Genomic DNA, 21,740 nt, shown 5'->3' on the forward strand with positions numbered 1-21,740 from the left:
TCAACCTCACACATTTCTATGTGAAATATCAATACAAAATGCAACCACTTACAGATATATAGTGTATAAAAAAGCCAGCATTTTGCTGGCTTTTTACTCTAACTTGCTAAGACGCTTCGATTTTAGCCCACGTATCCCGCAGTCCAACAGTTCGATTGAAGACTAAAGCATCCGAAGAAAAGTCCTGATTATCTGCACAAAAATAGCCCATACGCTCAAACTGATAACCAATTTCAGGTTTCACAGAAGCAAGGCTGGCTTCAACAAAACCATTTTTGCGTACCAAGGATTCCGGATTGATCGTACTGAGAAAATCATCAGAAGCAGCCGGATTCGGTATAGAAAACAACCGGTCATATAATCTGATTTCTGCAGGTAAACCTTTATCCACAGACACCCAGTGAATCACGCCTTTGACCTTCCGGCCATCAGCAGGATTTTTACCCAGTGTATCAGGATCATAGGAGCAATATATCGTTGTTATCTGACCCTCTTCATCTTTCTCAATCCGCTCAGCTTTAATCACATAAGCACCTCTGAGACGCACTTCTTTTCCAAGAACCAGACGCTTATATTTTTTATTCGCTTCCTCACGAAAATCTTCCCGTTCTATCCATATTTCACGGGTAAATGCGACTTCACGGGTCCCCATTTCAGGTTTATTGGGATGATTTGCCAGATTCAGGGTTTCCACCTGAGATGCATCAAAATTTTCAATCACAATTTTGACTGGATCAATCACAGCCATCGCTCTTGGTGCATTTTCATTCAAATCATCACGAATACATGATTCCAGAGAACCGAACTCGATCATGTTTTCTTGCTTCGTGACGCCGATTCTCTTACAAAATTCCCGAATTGAGGCAGCAGTGAATCCTCTGCGACGCAGCCCTGAAATCGTCGGCATACGCGGGTCATTCCACCCTTCCACTAACTTCTCTGTCACCAGTTGATTCAGTTTCCGCTTCGACATGACCGTATATTCAAGATTCAAACGGCTGAATTCATATTGCCGCGGGTGACACGGTATGCTGATATTATCTAAAACCCAATCGTACAAGCGGCGGTTATCCTGAAACTCCAGGGTACACAAAGAATGTGTAATCCCTTCCAGAGCATCCGAAATACAGTGAGTAAAGTCATACATTGGATAAATACACCACTTATCCTCTGTCTGATGATGATGGGCAAAACGAACCCGATACAATACAGGGTCACGTAGCACCATAAAGGAGGAAGCCATATCAATTTTAGCACGCAGACAAGCTTCACCTTCTTGAAATCCACCACTGCGCATTTTCTCGAACAGGGCAAGGTTTTCCTCTACACTGCGATCACGGTATGGGCTATCCTTACCGGGTTGCGTCAACGTTCCCCGGTATTCACGAATCTGATCTGGCGTCAGCTCTTCAACATAAGCCAAACCTTTTTCTATTAATTCAACGGCATAACCGTATAATTTATCAAAATAGTCAGAAGAGTAATGCACATCTCCAGCCCACTGAAAACCCAGCCACTGAACATCAGTTTTTATTGAATCAACATACTCAAGATCTTCTTTTTCCGGATTCGTGTCATCAAAACGCAGATTACATTGTCCCTGATAATCCTGAGCGACACCAAAATTCAGACAAATTGACTTCGCGTGCCCGATGTGAAGATAACCATTTGGTTCCGGGGGAAATCGAGTCTGTACACTGGTATGTTTTCCTTCAGCTAAATCTTTTTCAATGATTTGGCGGATAAAATTCGATGGACGAGCCTCAGCTTCACTCATCTATAACACCTCAACAAAATTATTTAGTATTCTTAATGCCTTGTCTTGCTGGTCAAAAATACAGCAAGCCCAATCATAATCCTTACGTGCAGACGTTAATCATCCACAATTCTCATAAAAGAAACAATACAAAGTCTCTATTTCTTGCGAATATTTCATGCAGTCGATCATTTTATCAAAACAAAAACGTCATAAAACGAATTAAATCAGAATTTCCAGATAATTAGTGACCAGCACCACAGCTACATGTCACGGGCACATTGATCGCTTTATTTTTGCCAGCAGAGCAGTATATTACCGACATGTATCACATAAAGATACAACCAGCACAGTTTTGTTTAGCCTTCTTTCGCATGACCGCCTCCGGCTGATGAATCCAAAGCTGTTCTTTATGGCTGAATAGCTGATTTCACTAAAAAAACGGTGAATGACCCGATTCTCTGTTTTGTGATACATTCTCTTTATATAATGAGTGGCAGTAAAAAATACAAAAAAGACGGACAAAATTAGTCATGAATGATACGCAAAAAGGTAATGTAGATTTAGTCAAACAGCTCAATAGCGCGGCCGTGTATCGACTCATTGACCAGCAAGGTCCGATTTCCCGTATTCAGGTCGCGGAAATCAGTCAGTTAGCTCCTGCAAGTGTGACGAAAATAACCCGGCAGCTGCTCGAAAAAGGATTAATTAAAGAAGTTGCCCAACAGGCATCAACCGGTGGCCGAAGAGCAATTTCACTTGAAACCGAAGTCGTTCCCTTCCATTCTGTTGCAGTCCGTTTGGGACGTGACTACATCCAGATCAGTTTATATGACTTAAGCGGACAAGAGCTCACATCTGAATATCATGAGTTTGACTATCAGCACCAAAGAGAACTTCTCGATGGTCTGATTCATTATATTCAACGTTTTATTGATGACAAAAAGCTTTTAATTGAACAATTTATTGCGATTGGTGTTGTTCTTCCCGGCTTGGTCAATCCTGAAACCGGGGTGGTTGAATATATGCATAACGTTGACATAGACGCTCTGTCACTGGGAGACATCATTAAAGAACATTTCGGCGTTGAATGTTTTATCGGTAACGATATCCGGGGCTTAGCCCTGGCAGAACATTATCTTGGAGCCAGTCAGGATTGTCAGGACTCAATTCTGATCAGTGTCGGACGCGGGACCGGTGCCGGTATGATAGTAAATGGCCGGATTTTTCTGGGTTATAACCGAAATGTCGGTGAAATTGGTCACATTCAGATCGACCCGCTGGGCTCCCAATGTCAGTGTGGTAATTTTGGTTGCCTGGAAACTGTGGCGTCAAATCCAGCGATCGTCAAAAGAGTTAAACATTTATTAAGTCAGGGATATCAATCTACACTGAATGAATTGCATAACATCACGATTGAAGACATCTGTACCCATGCAAATCAGGGAGACGAACTCGCCCGGCAAACACTCATTAAGGTTGGCAATTATTTAGGTAAAGCTGTCGCCATTACTGTGAATCTGTTTAATCCACAGAAAATTGTTATCGCAGGACAAGTGACCACAGCTCAGGAATTGATTTTTCCGGCTATCGAAAGAAACGTGCAAAACCAATCTTTAAAAGCCTTCCATCAAAAATTACCTATTGTTGCTTCCCAGGTATACAAACAGCCAACAATTGCTGCTTTTGCGATGATCAAGCGAGCAATGCTAAACGGTGTTCTTCTCCAGAAGTTACTCGAGAAATAGTGCTGAATGCTATAAAAGGTCATGGCTTTTTATAGCGTTAGCCGTTTTCGCATACTGATCCATTTTTCATGTCATTGCAGATTATTTGCCATGATTCGCATAAAAACACGCCAGCATCCGAATAAATTTTAATAATCAGATGATAAATTAAATAATATTTAATGCTTGGTGGCTTTTTTTATTAAAACAATTAAAAATGGGTTGTTTTTTTAAGAAATACTGGCAAATTAACCTCAAATAAAAATTTTATTAAGGAATGAGTATGTGTTCTGTTTTCGGTATTCTGGATATAAAAAGTGATGCAACAAAACTTCGTCCTGTTGCGCTTGAAATGTCTAAAAAACTTCGTCACCGTGGACCTGACTGGTCAGGTATTTACGCTTCTGATAAAGCAATTCTGGCTCACGAAAGACTTGCAATTGTTGGCCTGAACAGCGGTGCTCAACCAATCTACAGCCCCGATAAAAAACACATACTGGCCGTTAATGGAGAAATCTATAACCATAAAGAGCTGCGCGCTCGCTATGAAGGTAAATATGATTTCCAAACTGATTCAGACTGTGAAGTTATTCTGGCTTTATATCAGGATCTTGGCGTCGAACTCCTTGAAGAACTCAATGGGATTTTTGCATTCATTCTTTATGATGAAGAGAAAGATATCTATCTTGTTGGCCGGGATCACATTGGAATAATTCCGCTTTATCAGGGACTGGATGAGCATGGTAACTATTATGTTGCTTCTGAAATGAAAGCATTAGTTCCTGTATGTAAGACAATCAGTGAATTCCCTCCGGGCTGTTATTACAGCTCATCAGATGAGAGTCCGGTCAGATATTATGTCCGGGACTGGAACGAATATAATGCTATCAAAGGCAATACTACATCCAAAGAAGAATTAACTCAGGCACTGGAAGCCGCAGTGAAACGACAGCTAATGACTGATGTACCCTACGGTGTGCTGCTGTCCGGCGGACTCGATTCTTCGATTACGTCCGCTGTCGCAAAAAAATATGCCGCACTGCGTGTTGAAGACAATGATCAATCAACTGCATGGTGGCCACAGCTTCACTCATTTGCTATTGGCCTTGAAGGGGCACCCGACCTGAAAGCGGCTAAAGAAGTCGCAGAGAAAATCGGCACCGTACACCATGAAATGACATACACAATCCAGGAAGGACTGGATGCGATCAGAGATGTTATCTATCACATTGAAACATACGATGTCACGACAATCCGTGCCTCAACACCAATGTTTTTGATGGGTCGGAAAATCAAAGCAATGGGTATAAAAATGGTACTTTCCGGAGAAGGTGCTGATGAAATCTTTGGTGGATATCTGTATTTCCATAAAGCACCAAATGCACAGGAATTCCATGAAGAAACCGTTCGCAAGCTGCTTGCACTGAATATGTTTGATTGTGCCCGGGCGAATAAGTCTCTGGCTGCCTGGGGTGTTGAAGGCCGGGTACCATTCCTGGATAAAGAGTTTATTGATGTTGCGATGCGCCTGAACCCTGCTGATAAAATGTGTGGCAACGGCAAAATGGAAAAACACATTTTGCGCGAATGTTTTGAGCATTATCTACCAGATTCAATTGCATGGCGCCAAAAAGAACAATTCTCTGATGGTGTTGGCTATGGCTGGATTGACACATTAAAATCTGTTGCGGAAGAAAAAATCACGGATCAGCAGATGGAAACAGCACAATACCGTTTCCCTTACAATACTCCAGCAACTAAAGAAGGTTATGTGTACCGGGAGATTTTTGAAGAGCTGTTCCCATTAGAATCAGCGGTCAAATGTGTACCGGGAGGTCCGTCAGTGGCCTGTTCTTCGGCAAAAGCTGTTGAGTGGGATGAATCATTCAAAAACTGTATTGACCCGTCAGGCCGTGCAGTACAAACGGTTCACAACGACGCCTATTAAATTCGTTTTCCCCCGGCATTCACGAAATGCCGCGGGTTAAACACATAAAGATAGATGATGAAAGGGACACAAGAAATTGTGTCCCTTTTTTATTTTCAACAAATCGGCACACCAAACAAAATTTTATCTCAAATTAATCACTAAAAAACAGATAACAATTCAGCTCAAGAATAATTAAACAGAACTTAATCTCATATAATAATCAATAACCAGTAAAATAGGCTAAGAAAAAGCCAGATATTAACCAAAAACACAATAATCTTGATTTTGATCAAAAATCAACACATTTACCCAACACACATTATTAAAGTAAAATAAACATCTTATACACAAATCACAGACAGAATATATGACAAACCAACATCAGCTTTTTGGTCATCCCAAAGGCTTATTCCTGCTCTTTGGTACAGAGCTATGGGAACGATTCTCTTATTACGCAATGCGTGCCATTCTTGTTTTATATCTCACAGATACAACCTTACATGGCGGTTTGGGCTGGACAACAAAAGAAGCATTAGATTTATACGGAATTTATACCGGTCTTGTTTACATTACACCGCTGATCGGCGGTTGGCTGGCAGATAATTATTTCGGTCAGCGAAAATCCATTCTTGCCGGCGGAGCTTTAATGGCATTAGGGCAATTTACACTGGCACTTCCTCACCAGTATCTGGGCTTAGATACAGCACACTCATTTTATCTCGGACTGGCTTTATTAATTGCAGGGAACGGATTATTTAAACCCAATATTTCAACAATGGTTGGTGATCTATATGAAGAAGGAGATCATCGTCGTGACGGTGCTTTCACCATTTTCTACATGGGTATCAACCTGGGTGCACTTATTGCCGGGGTAATTTCTGGTTCTGTCACCGATAGCTTTGGCTGGAAAGCCGGATTTGTTGCTGCCGGTACTGGTATGGTTATCAGTATTATTATTCAGATCGTTTTTGCTAAGTCGCTACTGGGAGATATTGGTCTGGTACCTGCTGCAACCCGGGATATGCACAGCAAACATGCGGCGACTAAACAACCTCTGAGTAAAAAAGAGATTGATCGATTGAAAGTCATTCTGATCATGGGGTTATTTGTTGTTGTATTCTGGGCTGGATTCGAACAGGCAGGCGGTCTGATGAATATCTATACTCAGAATTATACTGATCGAATGCTGGGTGATTTTGAAATTCCGGCAGCGTGGTTCCAGTCTTTAAATCCATTTTTTATCATTACACTTGCGCCGGTATTAGCTGCACTATGGATTAAATTAGGTAAGCGGGAGCCAAATTCTCCGGTTAAATTTGCATTTGGTTTATTTTTTCTGGCTATCGGTTTTTTATGTATGGTTGGTGCAGCACTGGAACAAGGAGGCGATACAGCGGTGAAAACATCGATGCTTTGGCTGGTCGGTGCCTTCTTCTTTCATACAATCGGCGAGCTATGCTTATCCCCTATCGGTTTATCTATGGTGACTAAACTCGCTCCGCTTCGTCTGGCTTCACTGATGATGGGCGTCTGGTTTGGATTTAATGCAATAGCAAATTATGTCGCCGGATTAATTGGCGCACATGTCGGAGAATTGGGCGCACTCGCTATTTTTGGCGGTATTGCCGTGACAGCCACAATATCAGGTCTGATACTACTGCTATTCTCATCACAACTGATTCAGTGGATGCACGGTGCGGAACAGCCAGCATATTTAAGCAATGCAACACCGGAAGAAGCCCCTGCATAAACTTTCTTCGGTTTAAATCAACTCAAGATTTCAGAAAAGGCATCCGATCAATGAACGATGCCTTTTTAATTTTCGCCGCTGCCCGTAATACCAGAGACCTGACACATCATCTCAATATGTTGATCGTCATCATTCAGGCAAGGAATATAAGTAAAGGTTTTCCCACCGGCTTCTTCAAAAATCTGGCGACATTCTACCGAAATTTCTTCCAGCGTTTCTAAACAGTCAACCGAAAATGCCGGCGCAATAATATCGATGTTTCTAATGCCTTTTCCGGGCAGTTGTTCCAACGTTTTATCCGTATAAGGTTGTAACCACTCTTCCTTGCCAAACCGGGACTGATAGCTCATACCAATTTGTTGCTCGTTCAAATCTAATGCTTCCGCTAACAACCGGGTTGTTGACTCACAATGCTGAGGATAAATATCACCATTATCCGCATAACGCTGAGGAATGCCGTGATATGAACATAACAGATAATCACCTTTACCATGGCGCTGCCATGATTCTCTGACCTTTGAGGCCAGTGCATGAATATAGGCTGAAGAGTCGAAATAATGGCTGATAAAATGTAACCCCGGAGTCACTTCCAGAGAACGCATAGCCTGAGAGACACGATCAAATACACTTGCGGTGGTTGTCCCTGAGTACTGAGGATACAAAGGAAGCACAGTGATCTCAGTTACTCCCTGACTGATCAGGGAGTTCACCCCATCCTGAACAGAAGGAGAACCATACGTCATACCCAAGGCAACAGGTACACCAGCCCGCTTCTGTAATTTCTCAGTCTGCGAGCGGGAAAAAACCATTAACGGTGACCCCCCTTCCATCCATATCGACTGATATAACTTCGCGACTTTGGGTGAACGACGGGGCAGGATAATTCCATGTAATACCGGACACCATACCCACCGGTTCAGATCAACAACCCGGTGATCATGTAAAAATTCACTTAAGAAGCGCTTTACGGCAGATGCTGTTGGCGCTTCGGGCGTTCCCAGATTGACTAATAAAATACCTTGCCTGTTATTTTTCATCGGTGTTCTCAATCCTCTTTGCATCGTTCGTAAAAAAACGCCATCATGCCCTGAATCTGAATGAAAAAAAAGCGCCTCTCCGGAGTCGCTTTCTCATCAAAACAATAAGATCCGTTAATCTATATTAACGGCTCAGTGCAGTTTCAATATCTGCACTGACATCTGCAACCTGTTTTGTGCCATCAAATTTCAGGTATGTCGTACGTCCGGCAGACGCTTCCTGACCATAGTAATCAATTAATGGCGCAGTTTGATCATGATAAACTTTCAGACGGGAACGAACCGTTTCTTCTTTATCATCATCACGAACAACCAGCTCTTCACCCGTGATATCATCTTTACCTTCAACTTTAGGCGGATTATAGACAACATGATAAGTACGGCCTGATGCAAGGTGAGCACGACGACCAGCCATACGTTCAACGATAACATCATCAGCAACATCAAACTCAATCACGTAATCAACAGCAATTCCCATTTCCTTCAGACCATCAGCCTGAGGAATTGTTCTCGGAAATCCATCAAGTAAAAAGCCTTTTTCACAATCTGGTTGAGCAATTCTTTCTTTAATTAAGCCTAAAATAATATCATCTGAAACCAACTGACCAGCATCGATAACTGCTTTAGCCTGCTTACCAAGTTCAGTACCTGCCTTAATTGCGGCACGCAGCATATCACCAGTGGAAATTTGTGGAATGCCATACTTTTCCATGATGAATTGTGCTTGTGTTCCTTTTCCTGCCCCTGGAGCACCCAAAAGAATGATGCGCATGATTAATCCTCTTAAGAATAGAACGATTTATACCGAAGCTCACAGTCTGTCCATACTGGTAAGCTGTTCACACGATAAGTTTCGGTATAATAATTTTTATACAACGAGCCGTATATCTGTCCATCAGCGATACGGCAGGCGAGCAAAATACACGCCTTCTGGCTGAGATTCAAGCCCGGAAGAATAACATAAAAACAAATCTCTTTTATGATAAAACCGGTTTAAACAGCGGTTCTTTTACTAAATGCTAAACCGTGAAAACTCATGGAAATGATTTAAAATCAATGAATAAAAGAACCCGCAAAAGCGGGTCCTCAATTTGAAAAAACTTAGTTTTTCGCTAAAAGCTGATTAATTGCGGTCAGGAACTGCGCTGGATCTTCCATCGCCCCACGCTCTGCAAGCATGGCTTGTCCCAGCAACATTTCAACCCAACGTCCAAAGACTTCTTCATCAGGTTCGTCAGCCATTTTTTGAACCAGTTGATGATCAGGGTTTAATTCCAGAATATATTTCACATCCGGTGCAGCCTGACCAGCCGCTTCAAGTAACTTAGCCATTTGTGTACCAATTTCATTGTCATCTGTTACTACAACTGCTGGTGTTGAAGCCAGTTTGAAAGTTGTACGGACTTCTTTGACCCGATCGCCCAAATAAGATTTTGTTCTCTCGACAACAGATTTGAATGCTTCTTCAGCTTCTTTGTGCTTTTCTTTTTCAGCTTCATCTTCAAACTGACTTAAGTCCAGTCCGGCTTTAGTAATAGACTGGAATGACTTACCATCAAATTCTGTCAGGTAATTCATTAACCATTCATCAATGCGGTCATACATCAGGATGACTTCAATCCCTTTCGACCTGAATTGCTCCAGGTGCGGACTATTTTTCGCCGCAGCATAGCTATCTGCCGTCAGATAATAAATCTTATCCTGCCCTTCTTTCATCCGTTCAACGTAAGATGTCAGACTGACATTCTGCTCAGCACTGTCTGTATGAGACGAAGCAAACCGTAATAATCCGGCCACTTTTTCTTTGTTTGAGAAGTCCTCAGCCGGACCTTCCTTCATCACCAGACCAAACTCTTTCCAAAAACTCTGATATTTTTCTTCATCGCTGTTTGCCATACGTTCCAGCATGGTCAAAACCCGTTTGGTACAGGCACTACGTAATGATTGCGTGACCTTATTATCCTGAAGAATTTCACGGGATACATTCAAAGGCAAATCATTGGAATCAATCAAGCCTTTGACAAAACGAAGATAAGAAGGCATGAACTGTTCGGCATCATCCATAATAAAGACACGCTGAACATAAAGCTTCAGACCACGTTTGTGATCGCGATTCATCATGTCCCAGGGCGCTTTAGAAGGGATATACAACAAACTTGTATAATCATTTTTACCTTCAACCTTGTTATGACTCCAAACCAGTGGATCGGAGAAGTCATGTGAAACATGTTTATAAAATTCCTGATATTCTTCTTCGGAAATATCAGATTTTGAACGGGTCCATAACGCTTCTGCTTTATTGATTTTGTCCCATTCAGTCTCGTCGGTTTCCTTTCCTTCCTCGTCTTTCTTTTTAACAAGGATATAAACCGGAATCCCAATATGATCTGAGTATTTAGAAACCAGCTCTTTCAAACGCCACTCAGAAAGAAACTCTTTTCCTTCTTCTTTCATATGAAGGACAATATCAGTCCCGCGGGTTTCTTTGTGAACTGTCTCCAGAGTGTAATCACCTTCTCCATGAGACTGCCACTGCACGCCTTCTTCTACAGAAGCATCCACACTGCGGGTGCGAACGGTGACTGAATCGGCAACAATAAATGCAGAATAAAAACCAACACCAAATTGTCCGATTAACTGAGAGTCTTTCACCTGATCATCAGATAAATTTGCAAAAAACTCTTTCGTTCCGGATTTAGCGATAGTTCCCAGATTTTCAATAACCGACTCACGACTCATTCCGACCCCATTATCAGAAACCGTCAGTGTATTCGCTTCCGCATCGAAGGTTAACTTAACGGCTAAATCTGCATCGCCCTGATACAGATCCGGGTTTGATAATGCTTGAAAGCGGAGTTTGTCTGCAGCATCAGATGCATTCGAAATCAATTCACGTAAAAAAATCTCTTTATTCGAGTAAAGAGAATGAATCATTAAATGAAGTAACTGTTTTACTTCAGATTGAAAACCACGTGTTTCTTTATTTTTCGTTGCAGTTTCACTCATTATTAGCTCCATGATGAATTATTTATTAATTCGCACCAATGCATAAGGTGTACAAATAGCATAACTTGCTAGTAAAATGAGGGTGGAGCAACTGATTTCAAGGTTATGATGCTAAAAACAGTTTTTTTTTTTACTAAAAATTTATTATGCTGAACAGCATAAATCTCAAAGGTTCTCAAAATACAGGCTTTATTAACCAGCTCTTAACATTACATCTAAGAGAATATCAAAAACCATCAGCTTTCAATGTAACAACCAAAGAAGATATTGATGAATCCAATAAGCGCAAAATTCATCCTGGCGGAACGCTTTACTTTCGTCCCTAATAATAATTCATTAACAGACCAAGAGAATGAAGACGAAGTCATCAGATTAGGCACGAATGAAAGCAGGATTCTGCTTATGTTGGCTCAACATCCGAATGAAGTGATTCAGCGGAATGAACTTCACGATTTTGTATGGAGAAAACAAGGCTTTGAGGTTGATGATTCCAGCCTCACACAAGCAATTTCCACCTTAAGAAAAATGCTGAAAGATTCGACAAAGTCACCGCGTTATATCAAAACGGTTCCTAAACGGGGTTATCAGCTTATTGCTGATGTTCAGCTTATTCCTGAAACTAAGTCTTCACCCGGTGAATCACTGACGACCGAAGAAGAGCAGACGATTGTCCCGGAGGATGTCAGCGTTGCCGAGCCTTTGCATCTTCAGGATGGGGTTGCAGCTCTTGATAATCCTGAACATATCAATATGGTCTCATCAGGATCACCTGAAGTAACTGAACGACAAAAAACAAGCCAGCAGCCAGGGAAAATGGCACTCACGACAAAGCTGGTTCTTTTTCTGGCAGTCATCATTCCACTCATCGCCGTTTTCTATAATGGACCACGGTATTCAACTTTCCGGCATCTTGCGGTTGTTAATGGTATTTCGATCAACATGCCTACAAATCATCCGGATTTATCTGCCTGGATTCCTTCAATTGAACAGTGTGTGAAGAAGTATCAGAAATCACATAAACAACAGATACAACCAAGCCAGATTATCGCAACGGGTGGTCAAGGGAATAAGCTCGTTCTCAATTATATTTATCCGGTCGAATACAGTGATCACAACATCACGTTAACGATTGGTACAGATCAAGAGGACTCAGCCCAGATATGTCGTTAAATAAAATCAACTTACGAGTTGCTACGATGATTCTGTTTATTTCCGCTTTATTTAGTATTTGGCTGTACTGGGGAAGTGATTTAAAGCTCAAGCAACTTCTGATATCCAGAGAATGGCAATCTAAAATTGTCAGGCTAATTGAACATTCAAATAAAGAATCTGCTGTCGGACCATTAAGACGTGTCGATGTCACCTCAAATGTGAAGTATTTACCGAATGGCACTTATATCCGGGTATCTGTTGTACAGCTGTATGCAGGTAAAAGTCTGCCGGAAAGCACGATTGATATTTCCGAGTCCGGAGACTGGAAGCTGAGTGAAAACTACCTGTTGCTTTCTCCGACTGAATTTAAAGATGTCTCTGATAGCCAAAGTAAAGACTTTACTCCGGAACAACTGAACCTTATCAAACAGTTTTTCAAGATGGATGCCCAGCAGAGTAAGCGTATTGATGTCATCAACAAAAACACGTTGTTACTTGCCAACCTGAATCACGATTCAACCATATTATTTACTAACTGAATCATATCTTTTTCAGCGAAGACACAATCATGTGTCTTCGCTGACTTGCCTGAATAAGACCTTGACGTATCTTATACCCCAAGACAAACCGTCCCGACATCGTCGCCGTCCAGACTCAGAACTTTCAGGCAATCTGACTCATAAAGACCATAACCCGGAGGGAAACCCTCCCGGGGAAAGGTAACCGATCCGGGATTAAACCAATAATACTCACCGCACGACTGTGCAACAGGGATATGAGTATGCCCGTGAATCAGAACATCACCTTTGGCAAGGGGCGGTAAATTTGCCTGGTTATAAATATGACCATGGGTCAAAAATAACCGCTGACCACTTTCAAGCATGACCCAGGAAAAGTCACTCATCATCGGAAAATCTAACAGCATTTGGTCCACTTCACTGTCACAGTTTCCCCGAACCGCAATAATCTCTTTTGCATATGGATTCAGAATTTCTGCAACCTGCGCCGGAAAATATCCGTCCGGGAGCGGATTTCTGGGCCCATGATTCAGTAAATCCCCCAGCAGTATCAGTCCTTCTGCACCGGAAGACTGATATAGCTCAATCACTTTTTCTGCCGCAGGTAACGAACCATGTATATCTGATGCAAACATCAGCTTCATCAATATCTCCCAATATAACTGAATCAAAAAAAGTTATTCTGTATCACTCAATAAGCCATTCACAACCATATTGTTATAACTGACCATACCAATGACCTGACCATTTTCTATCACAGGAGCCCGGCTGATCCCAAAACGTTCAAAAAGACGGGCACAGTTTTTCACTTTCATCTCAGGTTCAACACCTAATGCAGGCTTGGTCATAATTTCATAAATATTGGTTCTTTCTAAGGAACGATTATTCGCCAACACTTTTTTAGCAATATCATTCATTAATACAATGCCAAATTCATCATCATCATGTCGTTTCGCGACTATCAGTGCTTTTATTTGTTTCTCTTTAGCAAGCTGAATGGCTTCATAAACGGTTGTCAAACCATCCACAACCGCATAAGTATTTGCCATGACATCCCGGACTTTAACGCGATCATATTGACTCATAGTTCATCCTCAACATACTTCGTTAGTGTTTCAACCTGATGTGATACGCCAACCGCATCTTCAATATCAATCTGAATTGCTATCCCCTGACCTGATTCAGTCTCAAACTCACCAACATCGTTAATCGTTTCAAGTATATGTCTCGATAAATGTTCTTCTACAACAAAAATCGCCACATCTTTTTGCACATCAAGAGTGAGACCAAAAAAGGTTTTTTTCTGATTCAACCCTTCTCCTCTGGCATTATTAATGACAGTAACACCCGTTGCTCCTGCTTGCCTGGCAGCATCAACGACCTTTTCTGTTTTACTATCTTCAACAAAAGCAATAATCAATTTAAAGCGCATCGTCTTTCTCCATACAAGCATTTCTCCGGCTCAGCCATTGCGTTATCTGAGCATACCCCATCACAGAAATTATCGGGAACAGACTCGCAAATGCAATGAGACCAAAACCATCAATTAACGGACTTCTTCCCGGCACGGTTGATGCTAAACCTAACCCAAGGGCAGCCACCACAGGCACTGTGACTGTAGATGTCGTCACACCACCAGAATCATAGGCCAGAGGCACAACGATTTTTGGTGCATAAAATGTCTGAATAACCACAATGACATAGCCGACAATAATATAGTAATGAATCGGGTCTCCTACGACAATCCGGTAACAGCCCAGCGTAATACCAATCGCAACCCCCAGAGCAACAGCGACCCGAAGACCCGTGACACTAATCGCCCCTGCCGAAACCTGATTCGCTTTGATAGCAACGGCCAGCAAGGATGGTTCTGCAATCGTGGTACTGAACCCAATACAGAATGCAAACAGATAGACCCAATAATAATTCAGCCAGTGATAGGGCTCACTGACAATCTGTACGGATGATAAAAAGGAAGGCGCAGTTAGCTGCTTAGCCATCATTTCACCTAAAGGAAATAACGCTAAATCCAGCCCCATCAGAAAAAGAGCCAACCCGAGAATCACATATCCAAACCCAAGTAAAACATGCGATAACCGGCTCACTGGCTTACGCAGAATGACATACTGAAAGACAAATAAGATACTCGCAATCGGCAAGACATCCTTGATTGTCGAATAGAGCACCTGAAATAAATGATAAACTTCATTCATGCCATCACCATCCCAAAAATCATCACAAACATCATGGGCAACAAAGAAGCAAAAGCAATCAGGCCAAAACCATCCAGCATTGGGTTTCGTCCTTTAATTGAAGACGCTAAACCGACTCCCAGCGCGGTCACCAGCGGAACTGTAATTGTTGAGGTTGTCACGCCACCTGAGTCATAAGCAATACCGATAATGGTATCCGGGGCAAATAAAGTCAGGACAACGACACCGATATAGCCTGCAATAATCATTAAATGAATCGGCCATCCTTTCAGGATCCGGAAAACCCCTAATACAATGGCGAAGCCAACCGAAAGCGCGACTGTTAGCCGTAAACTCACCGCGTAATGTGCCATCGCATCTTTTGATGTACTAATCACGCCACCATTTGCTGCAACCTGAGCAGCTTCCGAAGCAACAGCCGTTAAAGCCGGTTCCGCAATTGTCGTTCCAAATCCCAGGCAGAATGCAAAAGTTAACAGCCACCATACATTCCCTTTTCGGGCAAATGCCTGAGCCATACTCTCACCAATAGGAAACAATCCCATTTCCAGTCCGAAAATAAAAAAGGTCAATCCGAGAACAACCAGAATAAGACCGGACAATACAGACATCATATCCGGAAGCGGCTTCTGTAAAATCACCAGCTGAAAAAAAGCAATTACCAGAATAATCGGCAGTAAGTCTCTGAAACTTCCCAGCATCACTTTCAGTAACGCAATCAATGCTTTCATCTTACCCCTCAGCAGAAAATATAACTTTCATCATGACAGACGAATCATATATTCAGTGCTATTTTGTACAGGCAAAGGATAAAAACCCAAGATTAATCACAAAAAATGGGGATTGGCTCGTCAACATATGTCATTTATTCTTATATAGATCAATACCCCATCAACGCATACAGGTGAGATGAAGATGAGAGTATTAATAACCGGAGGTTCTGGTTTCATAGGCTCTGAGCTGGTCAAGCAAATGGCTGCCCGGGATCATGATATTGTCGTACTGACCCGTTCAAAAGAAAGAACCGGTCAAAAACTCAATCATTTGAGCACCTACATGATCGAATGTATTGAATCTCTTGATGATTACCATGATCTGAATCCGTTTGATGCGGTCATCAATCTTGCCGGAGAACCCATCGCTGATAAGCGCTGGACAAAAAAGCAAAAAGAAATTATTTGTCAGAGCCGCTGGGAGATCACTGAAAAAATTGTATCACTGTTTCACGCCAGTGCATCTCCGCCCGGTATTTTCATTAGTGCCTCGGCGGTTGGATTCTATGGTGATCAACAAAGTCATCCAATTGATGAAGAACTCAACGTCTATCACGGAGAATTTTCACATCAGGTCTGTTCTAAATGGGAAGAAATTGCCATGAGAGCCGAGTCTGATTTAACCCGGGTGTGTCTGCTGAGAACCGGTGTAGTCCTGTCAAAAAATGGCGGCGCACTGCAAAAAATGCTTCCGCCATATCGCTTAGGGCTCGGAGGACCAATCGGCAACGGTCACCAATACATTCCATGGATTCATATGAGTGATATGATTCGTGGCATTCTCTTCTTACTTGAAACCAATTATGCACAGGGGCCTTTTAACCTGTGTGCACCGCATCCGGTATCCGGTAAAAAATTCAGCCGGGCACTGGCCGGTACATTACACCGGCCGCATTTTCTGTTCATTCCCAAATGGACCATTCAGTTATTAATGGGAGAAGCATCTGCACTCCTTCTCGACAGCATCCGGGCGAAACCAAAAAAATTAACGGAGCTGGGGTTTGAGTTTCATTTTCCTCATATAGAATCTGCACTCAAACAAATCTTACAATCATAAACTGCTCTATTCAGGAGAGACGATGACAAAAAGTATTCTTATCACAGGTTGCTCTTCAGGCATAGGTTACATTACAGCACATGCGCTTCACGAACGCGGGTATTTTGTCATTGCATCATGCAGGAAAAAAGAAGATGTCGAACGATTACAGTCTGAGGGGCTTCAATGTATTCAGCTGGATGTGACCCAGCCAGATCAGGTTGACAGTGCTATCAGGCAGGTGCTGGAAATGACCAATAATAATCTCTACGCTTTGTTCAATAACGGCGCCTATGGTCTGCCTGGCGCATTAGAAGATCTACCCACAGCCGCAATAAAAGAGCAGTTTGAGACTAATTTTTTTGGCTGGCATGACTTAACCACAAAGCTTATTCCTCATTTCAGACAACGCGGTACCGGCAGAATTATTCAAAACAGCTCTGTTCTGGGTTTTGCCGCCATGAAATACCGGGGAGCCTATAATGCTTCCAAATTCGCAATTGAAGGCTGGACAGATACACTCAGGCTTGAGCTGCAGGAAACAGGTATTTGTGTCAGCTTATTAGAGCCCGGTCCGATTGAAACCCGATTCAGGGATAACGCGCTGGCTGCTTTTCTCCGTTGGGTCGAACCGGATAAAAGTATTCATGCAACCCGTTATCAGCAGCAGGTAGAGAGACTGAGTAAAGAAAAATCAAACACCCCGTATTCGCTTCCTCCGGAAGCTTGCCTGCCCGCGATATTCCACTGCCTGGAAAACGCGTCACCAAAGCTCAGGTACCGAATCACAAGGCCAACTCAGGTTTTTGCCATTCTGAAACGAATTCTTCCCGGCAGATGGCTTGACACCATTTTGAACAAAGCCGTTTGAATGCATTTTTCATACCTCAAAATGCAGGATTCAGCGCTTCAGCAACAGGTTCAGTTCAAGGAAAATAACCGAAGGAATGATGACGCCTTTCGAGGTTGTTTGACGCAGAAATGAACCTGTTGATGAACTCCCGAAGGGCGAGAATTGAGGTCACTTGGGTATAATTCAAACCGCCTGAAAATACCCGGGAGGATATGGTTTAAAATAAATTCAGGTCAATGTCATCACTACGTCACAATAGGTGATCAGAATCATATATTTAAACGATGTACTGAACGACCCGGAATGATGGAATGAGTTTAAATCAATTAAACTGGCTTAGTATTTTTGTTGTCCTCATCATCTTAATTACGACCTGAGTTTCTGAAATCTCAGTGAAAGCCATTTTCAAAATGGCTTTCTGACTGCTTGATATTTACCACACACGCCCATATTTACGGTTGAGTATCCTTTCTCAAAGTTGCTGCCCAAGATATCTGGTAAAAATGCAGCAAACTGCATAGGATAAATGCGGAGTAAATCCGGTTACCAAAAAATCGTGTTGAAATCAGGAAGGTCAAATATGCAAACGCCATCAAACAGCGTCGAAGTATCTCAACAGAACATAAGAGAAGTACTTGAAAAATCATTACAGCATCCTGTTCTATTTTACTTCTGGGCACCGATGGATGAAGCGAGTGCTAACTTTGTTCAGTCACTCCAGGAGTTGGCTCAACAATATCAGGGCGCATTTACGCTGGCTTTACTCAATTGCCAGCAGGAACAGAATATTGCAATGCAATTTGGTGTACAAACCATCCCGACCTTTGCTTTATTTTCACAAGGCCAGCCGGTTGACGGTCTGAGTGGCCCACAGTCTGTCGATGCTGTCAAAACAATGTTGAGTAAGCATCTGCCAAGTCAGGATGAGATGAATCTTATTCAGGCTTCAGAGCTCATTCAGCAGGAAGAATATTCCCAGGCTTTATCTCTCTTACAGGCTTTAGCCGAAGATTTTCAAAATAAACCTGAAACAAAGCTGGCGCTGGCCCACTGCCTGCTGGAAACCAAACAGTTTGATAGTGCAGAAACCGCCCTGCAGCATATCCCGTTAGAATATCAGGATAATTATTACAAAAGCTTAATCGCTAAACTGGAACTTCATCAGCAGGCAGCCAACAGCCCTGAACTGATAGCACTTGAAGCCGAATTCAGTAACAATCAGGATAACCCGAAACTGGCCAGCGAACTCGCGGCTCAATACCATGAAGTCAACCGGGATGAAGAAGCTTTAGAAATCCTCTGGTCTTTCCTGAAATCTGATCTCAATATCCTTGACGGAGATATGAAAAAAACATTTATGGACATTCTGAGCTCATTGGGACAAGGTCACCCACTGGCCAGTCAGTATCGTCGTCAGTTGTATTCCCTGTTGTACTGATACCGGGAAAACAACAAGAAAGGAATGACAACGCCCTCAGTTGTCATTCCCCTGTAACTCATCAATAATCGGGCACCGGCTATGTTCATCTCCGGGACATGCCGCAATCCATTCCTCCAGATGCGCCTGAATCAGCCGTAATTCTTCGATTTTGTCTTTGACCTGTACCAGCTTTTTTCTGGCTTCATCTTTCACCGATGCACTTTTTCTGTGAGGATCATGGGCAAAAGTAAGTAATAACTTACATTCATCCAGACTAAAACCGGCCCGCTTGGCCCTGGCAATCAAATGCAAATCATCCACATGAGACTGATTGTAAATCCGGTACCCATTATGACCACGGCCGGGAGGTGCAAACATCCCCTTATCTTCGTATAAACGAATTGATTTTGGGGTTAAACCAGTCAGTTTTGCCACGTCACTGATGTTCACAAAAGCCTCCCGAATAAAAACAGTTTATCTATACCCAGGCAACCTGAAGATGCAGGTTGTTTGGGTCTATGATGCAGATGAAACAATTGCGATTAAGTCTTCCTCTGTTTTGACTTCGATCCCCAGCTCCTGAGCTTTGGTCAGCTTAGAGCCCGCATTTTCCCCCGCAAATAACATGTCCGTATTTTTAGACACACTTCCGGCTACTTTTGCCCCTAAAGACTGTAAGGCTGCCTTCGCTTCATTACGGGACATTTGTACCAGCGTACCGGTCAACACAACCGTTTTTCCGGCCAGTACCAAAGCATCAGTGTCAGTCACTGCTGTAATCTCCGGCCAGTGAATCCCCTGAGCAAGTAAGTCATCCACCACTTTCCGGTTATTTTCTTCGGCAAAAAACGCAACAATATGGCTGGCAACAATGCCGCCAATATCCTGTACTTCAATCAGTGCTTCCTGAGTTGCCTCACTGATTTTTTCCAGTGTCAGAAAGTGTTGAGCCAGATTATTTGCAGTCGCTTCCCCAACCTCCCGGATCCCTAATGCGAACAGAAACCGGGGTAAGGTCGTTAGTTTTGACTTGTCCAATGCCTGAATGACGTTTTGTGCAGACTTTGGCCCCATACGCTCAAGCACGGTAATTTGCCCGGCAGTCAAACGATACAAATCTGCCGGAGATTCAATCATTTCTTTATCAACCAGTTGTTCAATGACTTTATCACCCAAGCCATCAACATCCATTGCCTTGCGGGAAACAAAATGTTTCAAAGCCTCTTTTCTTTGTGCCTGACAGACCAGACCACCCGTACATCTTGTAACCGCTTCGCCCTCAGTCCGCTCCACATCCGACTGACACACAGGGCAACATTCAGGAAAAATAATCTCCCTGGTATTCTCATCTCTCTTTTCAAGAACAACCGATACGATTTGTGGAATAACGTCACCCGCCCTGCGGATAATGACTGTATCACCAATGTGTACACCCAGCCGCTCAATCTCGTCGGCATTATGCAACGTGGCATTACTGACCGTCACACCACCGACAAAAACCGGTTCAAGCTTCGCGACCGGCGTAATTGCCCCGGTTCTTCCAACCTGAAACTCAACATCATTTAATCTGGTCAGTTCCTCCTGCGCCGGAAATTTATATGCAATCGCCCAACGGGGAGCTTTAGAGATAAATCCAAGTTGTTCCTGAAAAGCAATCTCATCAACTTTGATCACCACACCATCGATTTCGTAACTCAAATCTTCACGACGCTGAAGAATATCCTGATAGTAAGCTTTGACCTGAGCTAAATCAGACACACATCTGATTTCAGGGCACATTGGCAGCCCCCAGTGTTTAAGCTGCTTCAGACGTTCATAATGAGAGCCGGCCAGTTCAGCACCGACAATCACACCAATCCCATAGGCATAGAAGCTTAATGGGCGTTGCGCTGTAATTTTTGAATCCAGCTGACGTAAACTGCCTGCCGCCGCATTTCTCGGATTAACAAAGGTTTTCTCCCCTTTTTTAACCGCCGCAGCATTCAACGCATCAAAACCAGCTTTAGGCATAAACACTTCGCCGCGAACTTCCAGCCGTTCAGGCCAGTTATCCCCGGTTAAACGTAACGGAATACACCGGATTGTCTTAACGTTTTCGGTAATATTTTCTCCGGTCGTACCATCACCACGTGTTGCCGCCCGGACTAACACGCCATTCTCGTAAAGCAAACTAACTGCAAGGCCATCCAGTTTGGGCTCGCAACAAAATGAGGTCACTTCCTGTTCATGCAACCGCTCAGTGATTCTGCGGGAAAAACTATCAAGTTCATCATCATCAAAAGCATTATCAAGGGAAAGCATCGGGATTTCATGACGCACAGATGCAAAACTATCCAGTGCCTCACCACCAACCCGGCGGGTTGGAGAATCAGGTGTGATCAGATGCGGGTGCTGCTCTTCCAAGCCATTCAGTTCACGCATCAGACGGTCATATTCCGCGTCCGGAACGGAAGGATTATCCTCGACATAATACAAAATGGAGTAACGGTGTAATATGTCTCTTAATTCCTGAATTTTTTGTTCTACAGTTTGCATTTTCTTCTGCTCTAATCATGAAAAAGGGCCCGGT

The 21,740-nt window shown here is 42.9% G+C and carries 19 protein-coding genes; 8 read left to right on the forward strand and 11 right to left on the reverse strand.

Annotated elements, in window-relative coordinates:
- Positions 1-106: 106 nt before the first annotated feature.
- Entirely contained in the window at positions 107-1,777 is a 1,671-nt protein-coding gene (gene glnS, locus OC443_RS12610; RefSeq protein WP_073585416.1) for a glutamine--tRNA ligase, read from the reverse strand.
- Positions 1,778-2,289: 512 nt separating this feature from the next.
- Here glnS and nagC point away from each other — a divergent pair.
- The 3 genes from nagC to OC443_RS12625 all read left to right on the forward strand — a co-directional run bounded on the left by nagC (position 2,290) and on the right by OC443_RS12625 (position 7,163).
- Positions 2,290-3,504, forward strand: coding sequence for a DNA-binding transcriptional regulator NagC (gene nagC / locus OC443_RS12615; RefSeq protein ID WP_073585417.1), 1,215 nt, complete (start codon positions 2,290-2,292; stop codon positions 3,502-3,504).
- Between the two features lie 262 nt (positions 3,505-3,766).
- Positions 3,767-5,431: an asparagine synthase B gene (asnB, locus tag OC443_RS12620; RefSeq protein ID WP_073585418.1), complete on the forward strand. Its 1,665-nt coding sequence runs from the start codon at positions 3,767-3,769 to the stop codon at positions 5,429-5,431.
- Between the two features lie 349 nt (positions 5,432-5,780).
- Positions 5,781-7,163, forward strand: coding sequence for a peptide MFS transporter (locus OC443_RS12625; RefSeq protein WP_073585419.1), 1,383 nt, complete (start codon positions 5,781-5,783; stop codon positions 7,161-7,163).
- Between the two features lie 65 nt (positions 7,164-7,228).
- On the opposite strand, the gene hemH is transcribed toward OC443_RS12625, so the two are convergent.
- The 3 genes from hemH to htpG form a co-directional block, all read right to left on the reverse strand.
- Positions 7,229-8,200, reverse strand: a complete 972-nt coding sequence (gene hemH / locus OC443_RS12630) for a ferrochelatase (RefSeq protein WP_073585420.1) — start codon at positions 8,198-8,200, stop codon at positions 7,229-7,231.
- Between the two features lie 124 nt (positions 8,201-8,324).
- Positions 8,325-8,972, reverse strand: a complete 648-nt coding sequence (gene adk, locus OC443_RS12635) for an adenylate kinase (RefSeq protein ID WP_073585421.1) — start codon at positions 8,970-8,972, stop codon at positions 8,325-8,327.
- A 329-nt stretch (positions 8,973-9,301) separates the two neighbouring features.
- Positions 9,302-11,206, reverse strand: a complete 1,905-nt coding sequence (gene htpG, locus OC443_RS12640; RefSeq protein ID WP_073585422.1) for a molecular chaperone HtpG — start codon at positions 11,204-11,206, stop codon at positions 9,302-9,304.
- Positions 11,207-11,476: 270 nt separating this feature from the next.
- Here htpG and OC443_RS12645 point away from each other — a divergent pair, with 270 nt between their 5' ends.
- Positions 11,477-12,376 carry a winged helix-turn-helix domain-containing protein gene (locus OC443_RS12645; RefSeq protein WP_073585423.1) on the forward strand — a complete coding sequence of 300 codons (900 nt, stop codon included), beginning with the start codon at positions 11,477-11,479 and terminating at the stop codon, positions 12,374-12,376.
- Positions 12,367-12,897: a regulatory protein ToxS gene (locus OC443_RS12650; RefSeq protein WP_073585424.1), complete on the forward strand. Its 531-nt coding sequence runs from the start codon at positions 12,367-12,369 to the stop codon at positions 12,895-12,897. Before OC443_RS12645 ends, OC443_RS12650 begins: the two co-directional genes overlap by 10 nt.
- Positions 12,898-12,968: 71 nt before the next feature.
- Here OC443_RS12650 and yfcE read toward each other — a convergent pair whose 3' ends face one another.
- The 5 genes from yfcE to OC443_RS12675 are packed head-to-tail and all read right to left on the reverse strand — an operon-like array spanning position 12,969 to position 15,820.
- The gene (gene yfcE / locus OC443_RS12655; protein ID WP_073585466.1) at positions 12,969-13,520 is read right to left on the reverse strand and encodes a phosphodiesterase; all 552 of its coding nucleotides are present in this window, start codon (positions 13,518-13,520) and stop codon (positions 12,969-12,971) included.
- A 33-nt stretch (positions 13,521-13,553) separates the two neighbouring features.
- Entirely contained in the window at positions 13,554-13,961 is a 408-nt protein-coding gene (locus OC443_RS12660) for a CBS domain-containing protein (RefSeq protein ID WP_073585425.1), read from the reverse strand.
- Complete coding sequence (locus OC443_RS12665) at positions 13,958-14,308, reverse strand: P-II family nitrogen regulator (RefSeq protein WP_073585426.1); 351 nt, start codon at positions 14,306-14,308, stop codon at positions 13,958-13,960. The genes OC443_RS12660 and OC443_RS12665 overlap by 4 nt, the downstream gene beginning before the upstream one ends.
- Positions 14,298-15,089, reverse strand: a complete 792-nt coding sequence (locus OC443_RS12670; protein WP_073585427.1) for a DUF1538 domain-containing protein — start codon at positions 15,087-15,089, stop codon at positions 14,298-14,300. Before OC443_RS12670 ends, OC443_RS12665 begins: the two co-directional genes overlap by 11 nt.
- On the reverse strand, positions 15,086-15,820 hold the full coding sequence (locus tag OC443_RS12675; protein ID WP_073585428.1) for a DUF1538 domain-containing protein: 735 nt from the start codon (positions 15,818-15,820) through the stop codon (positions 15,086-15,088). Before OC443_RS12675 ends, OC443_RS12670 begins: the two co-directional genes overlap by 4 nt.
- Positions 15,821-16,004: 184 nt before the next feature.
- Here OC443_RS12675 and OC443_RS12680 point away from each other — a divergent pair, with 184 nt between their 5' ends.
- The 3 genes from OC443_RS12680 (at position 16,005) to OC443_RS12690 (ending at position 19,189) form a co-directional block, all read left to right on the forward strand.
- Entirely contained in the window at positions 16,005-16,919 is a 915-nt protein-coding gene (locus tag OC443_RS12680) for a TIGR01777 family oxidoreductase (protein ID WP_073585429.1), read from the forward strand.
- Between the two features lie 22 nt (positions 16,920-16,941).
- A complete protein-coding gene (locus OC443_RS12685) occupies positions 16,942-17,769 on the forward strand; it encodes an SDR family oxidoreductase (protein ID WP_073585430.1) in 828 nt (275 codons plus the stop codon).
- 562 nt (positions 17,770-18,331) lie between these two features.
- Positions 18,332-19,189 (forward strand): co-chaperone YbbN, encoded by an 858-nt coding sequence (locus OC443_RS12690; protein WP_073585431.1) that lies wholly within the window; start codon positions 18,332-18,334, stop codon positions 19,187-19,189.
- A 36-nt stretch (positions 19,190-19,225) separates the two neighbouring features.
- On the opposite strand, the gene cueR is transcribed toward OC443_RS12690, so the two are convergent.
- Together cueR and ligA are read right to left on the reverse strand one after the other, a co-directional pair.
- A complete protein-coding gene (cueR, locus tag OC443_RS12695) occupies positions 19,226-19,621 on the reverse strand; it encodes a Cu(I)-responsive transcriptional regulator (RefSeq protein WP_073585432.1) in 396 nt (131 codons plus the stop codon).
- 66 nt (positions 19,622-19,687) lie between these two features.
- Complete coding sequence (ligA, locus tag OC443_RS12700) at positions 19,688-21,706, reverse strand: NAD-dependent DNA ligase LigA (RefSeq protein ID WP_073585433.1); 2,019 nt, start codon at positions 21,704-21,706, stop codon at positions 19,688-19,690.
- Positions 21,707-21,740 lie beyond the last annotated feature (34 nt).

Origin of the sequence: Vibrio quintilis, from assembly GCF_024529975.1 — a bacterium.
GTDB classification, from domain to species: Bacteria; Pseudomonadota; Gammaproteobacteria; order Enterobacterales; family Vibrionaceae; genus Vibrio; species Vibrio quintilis.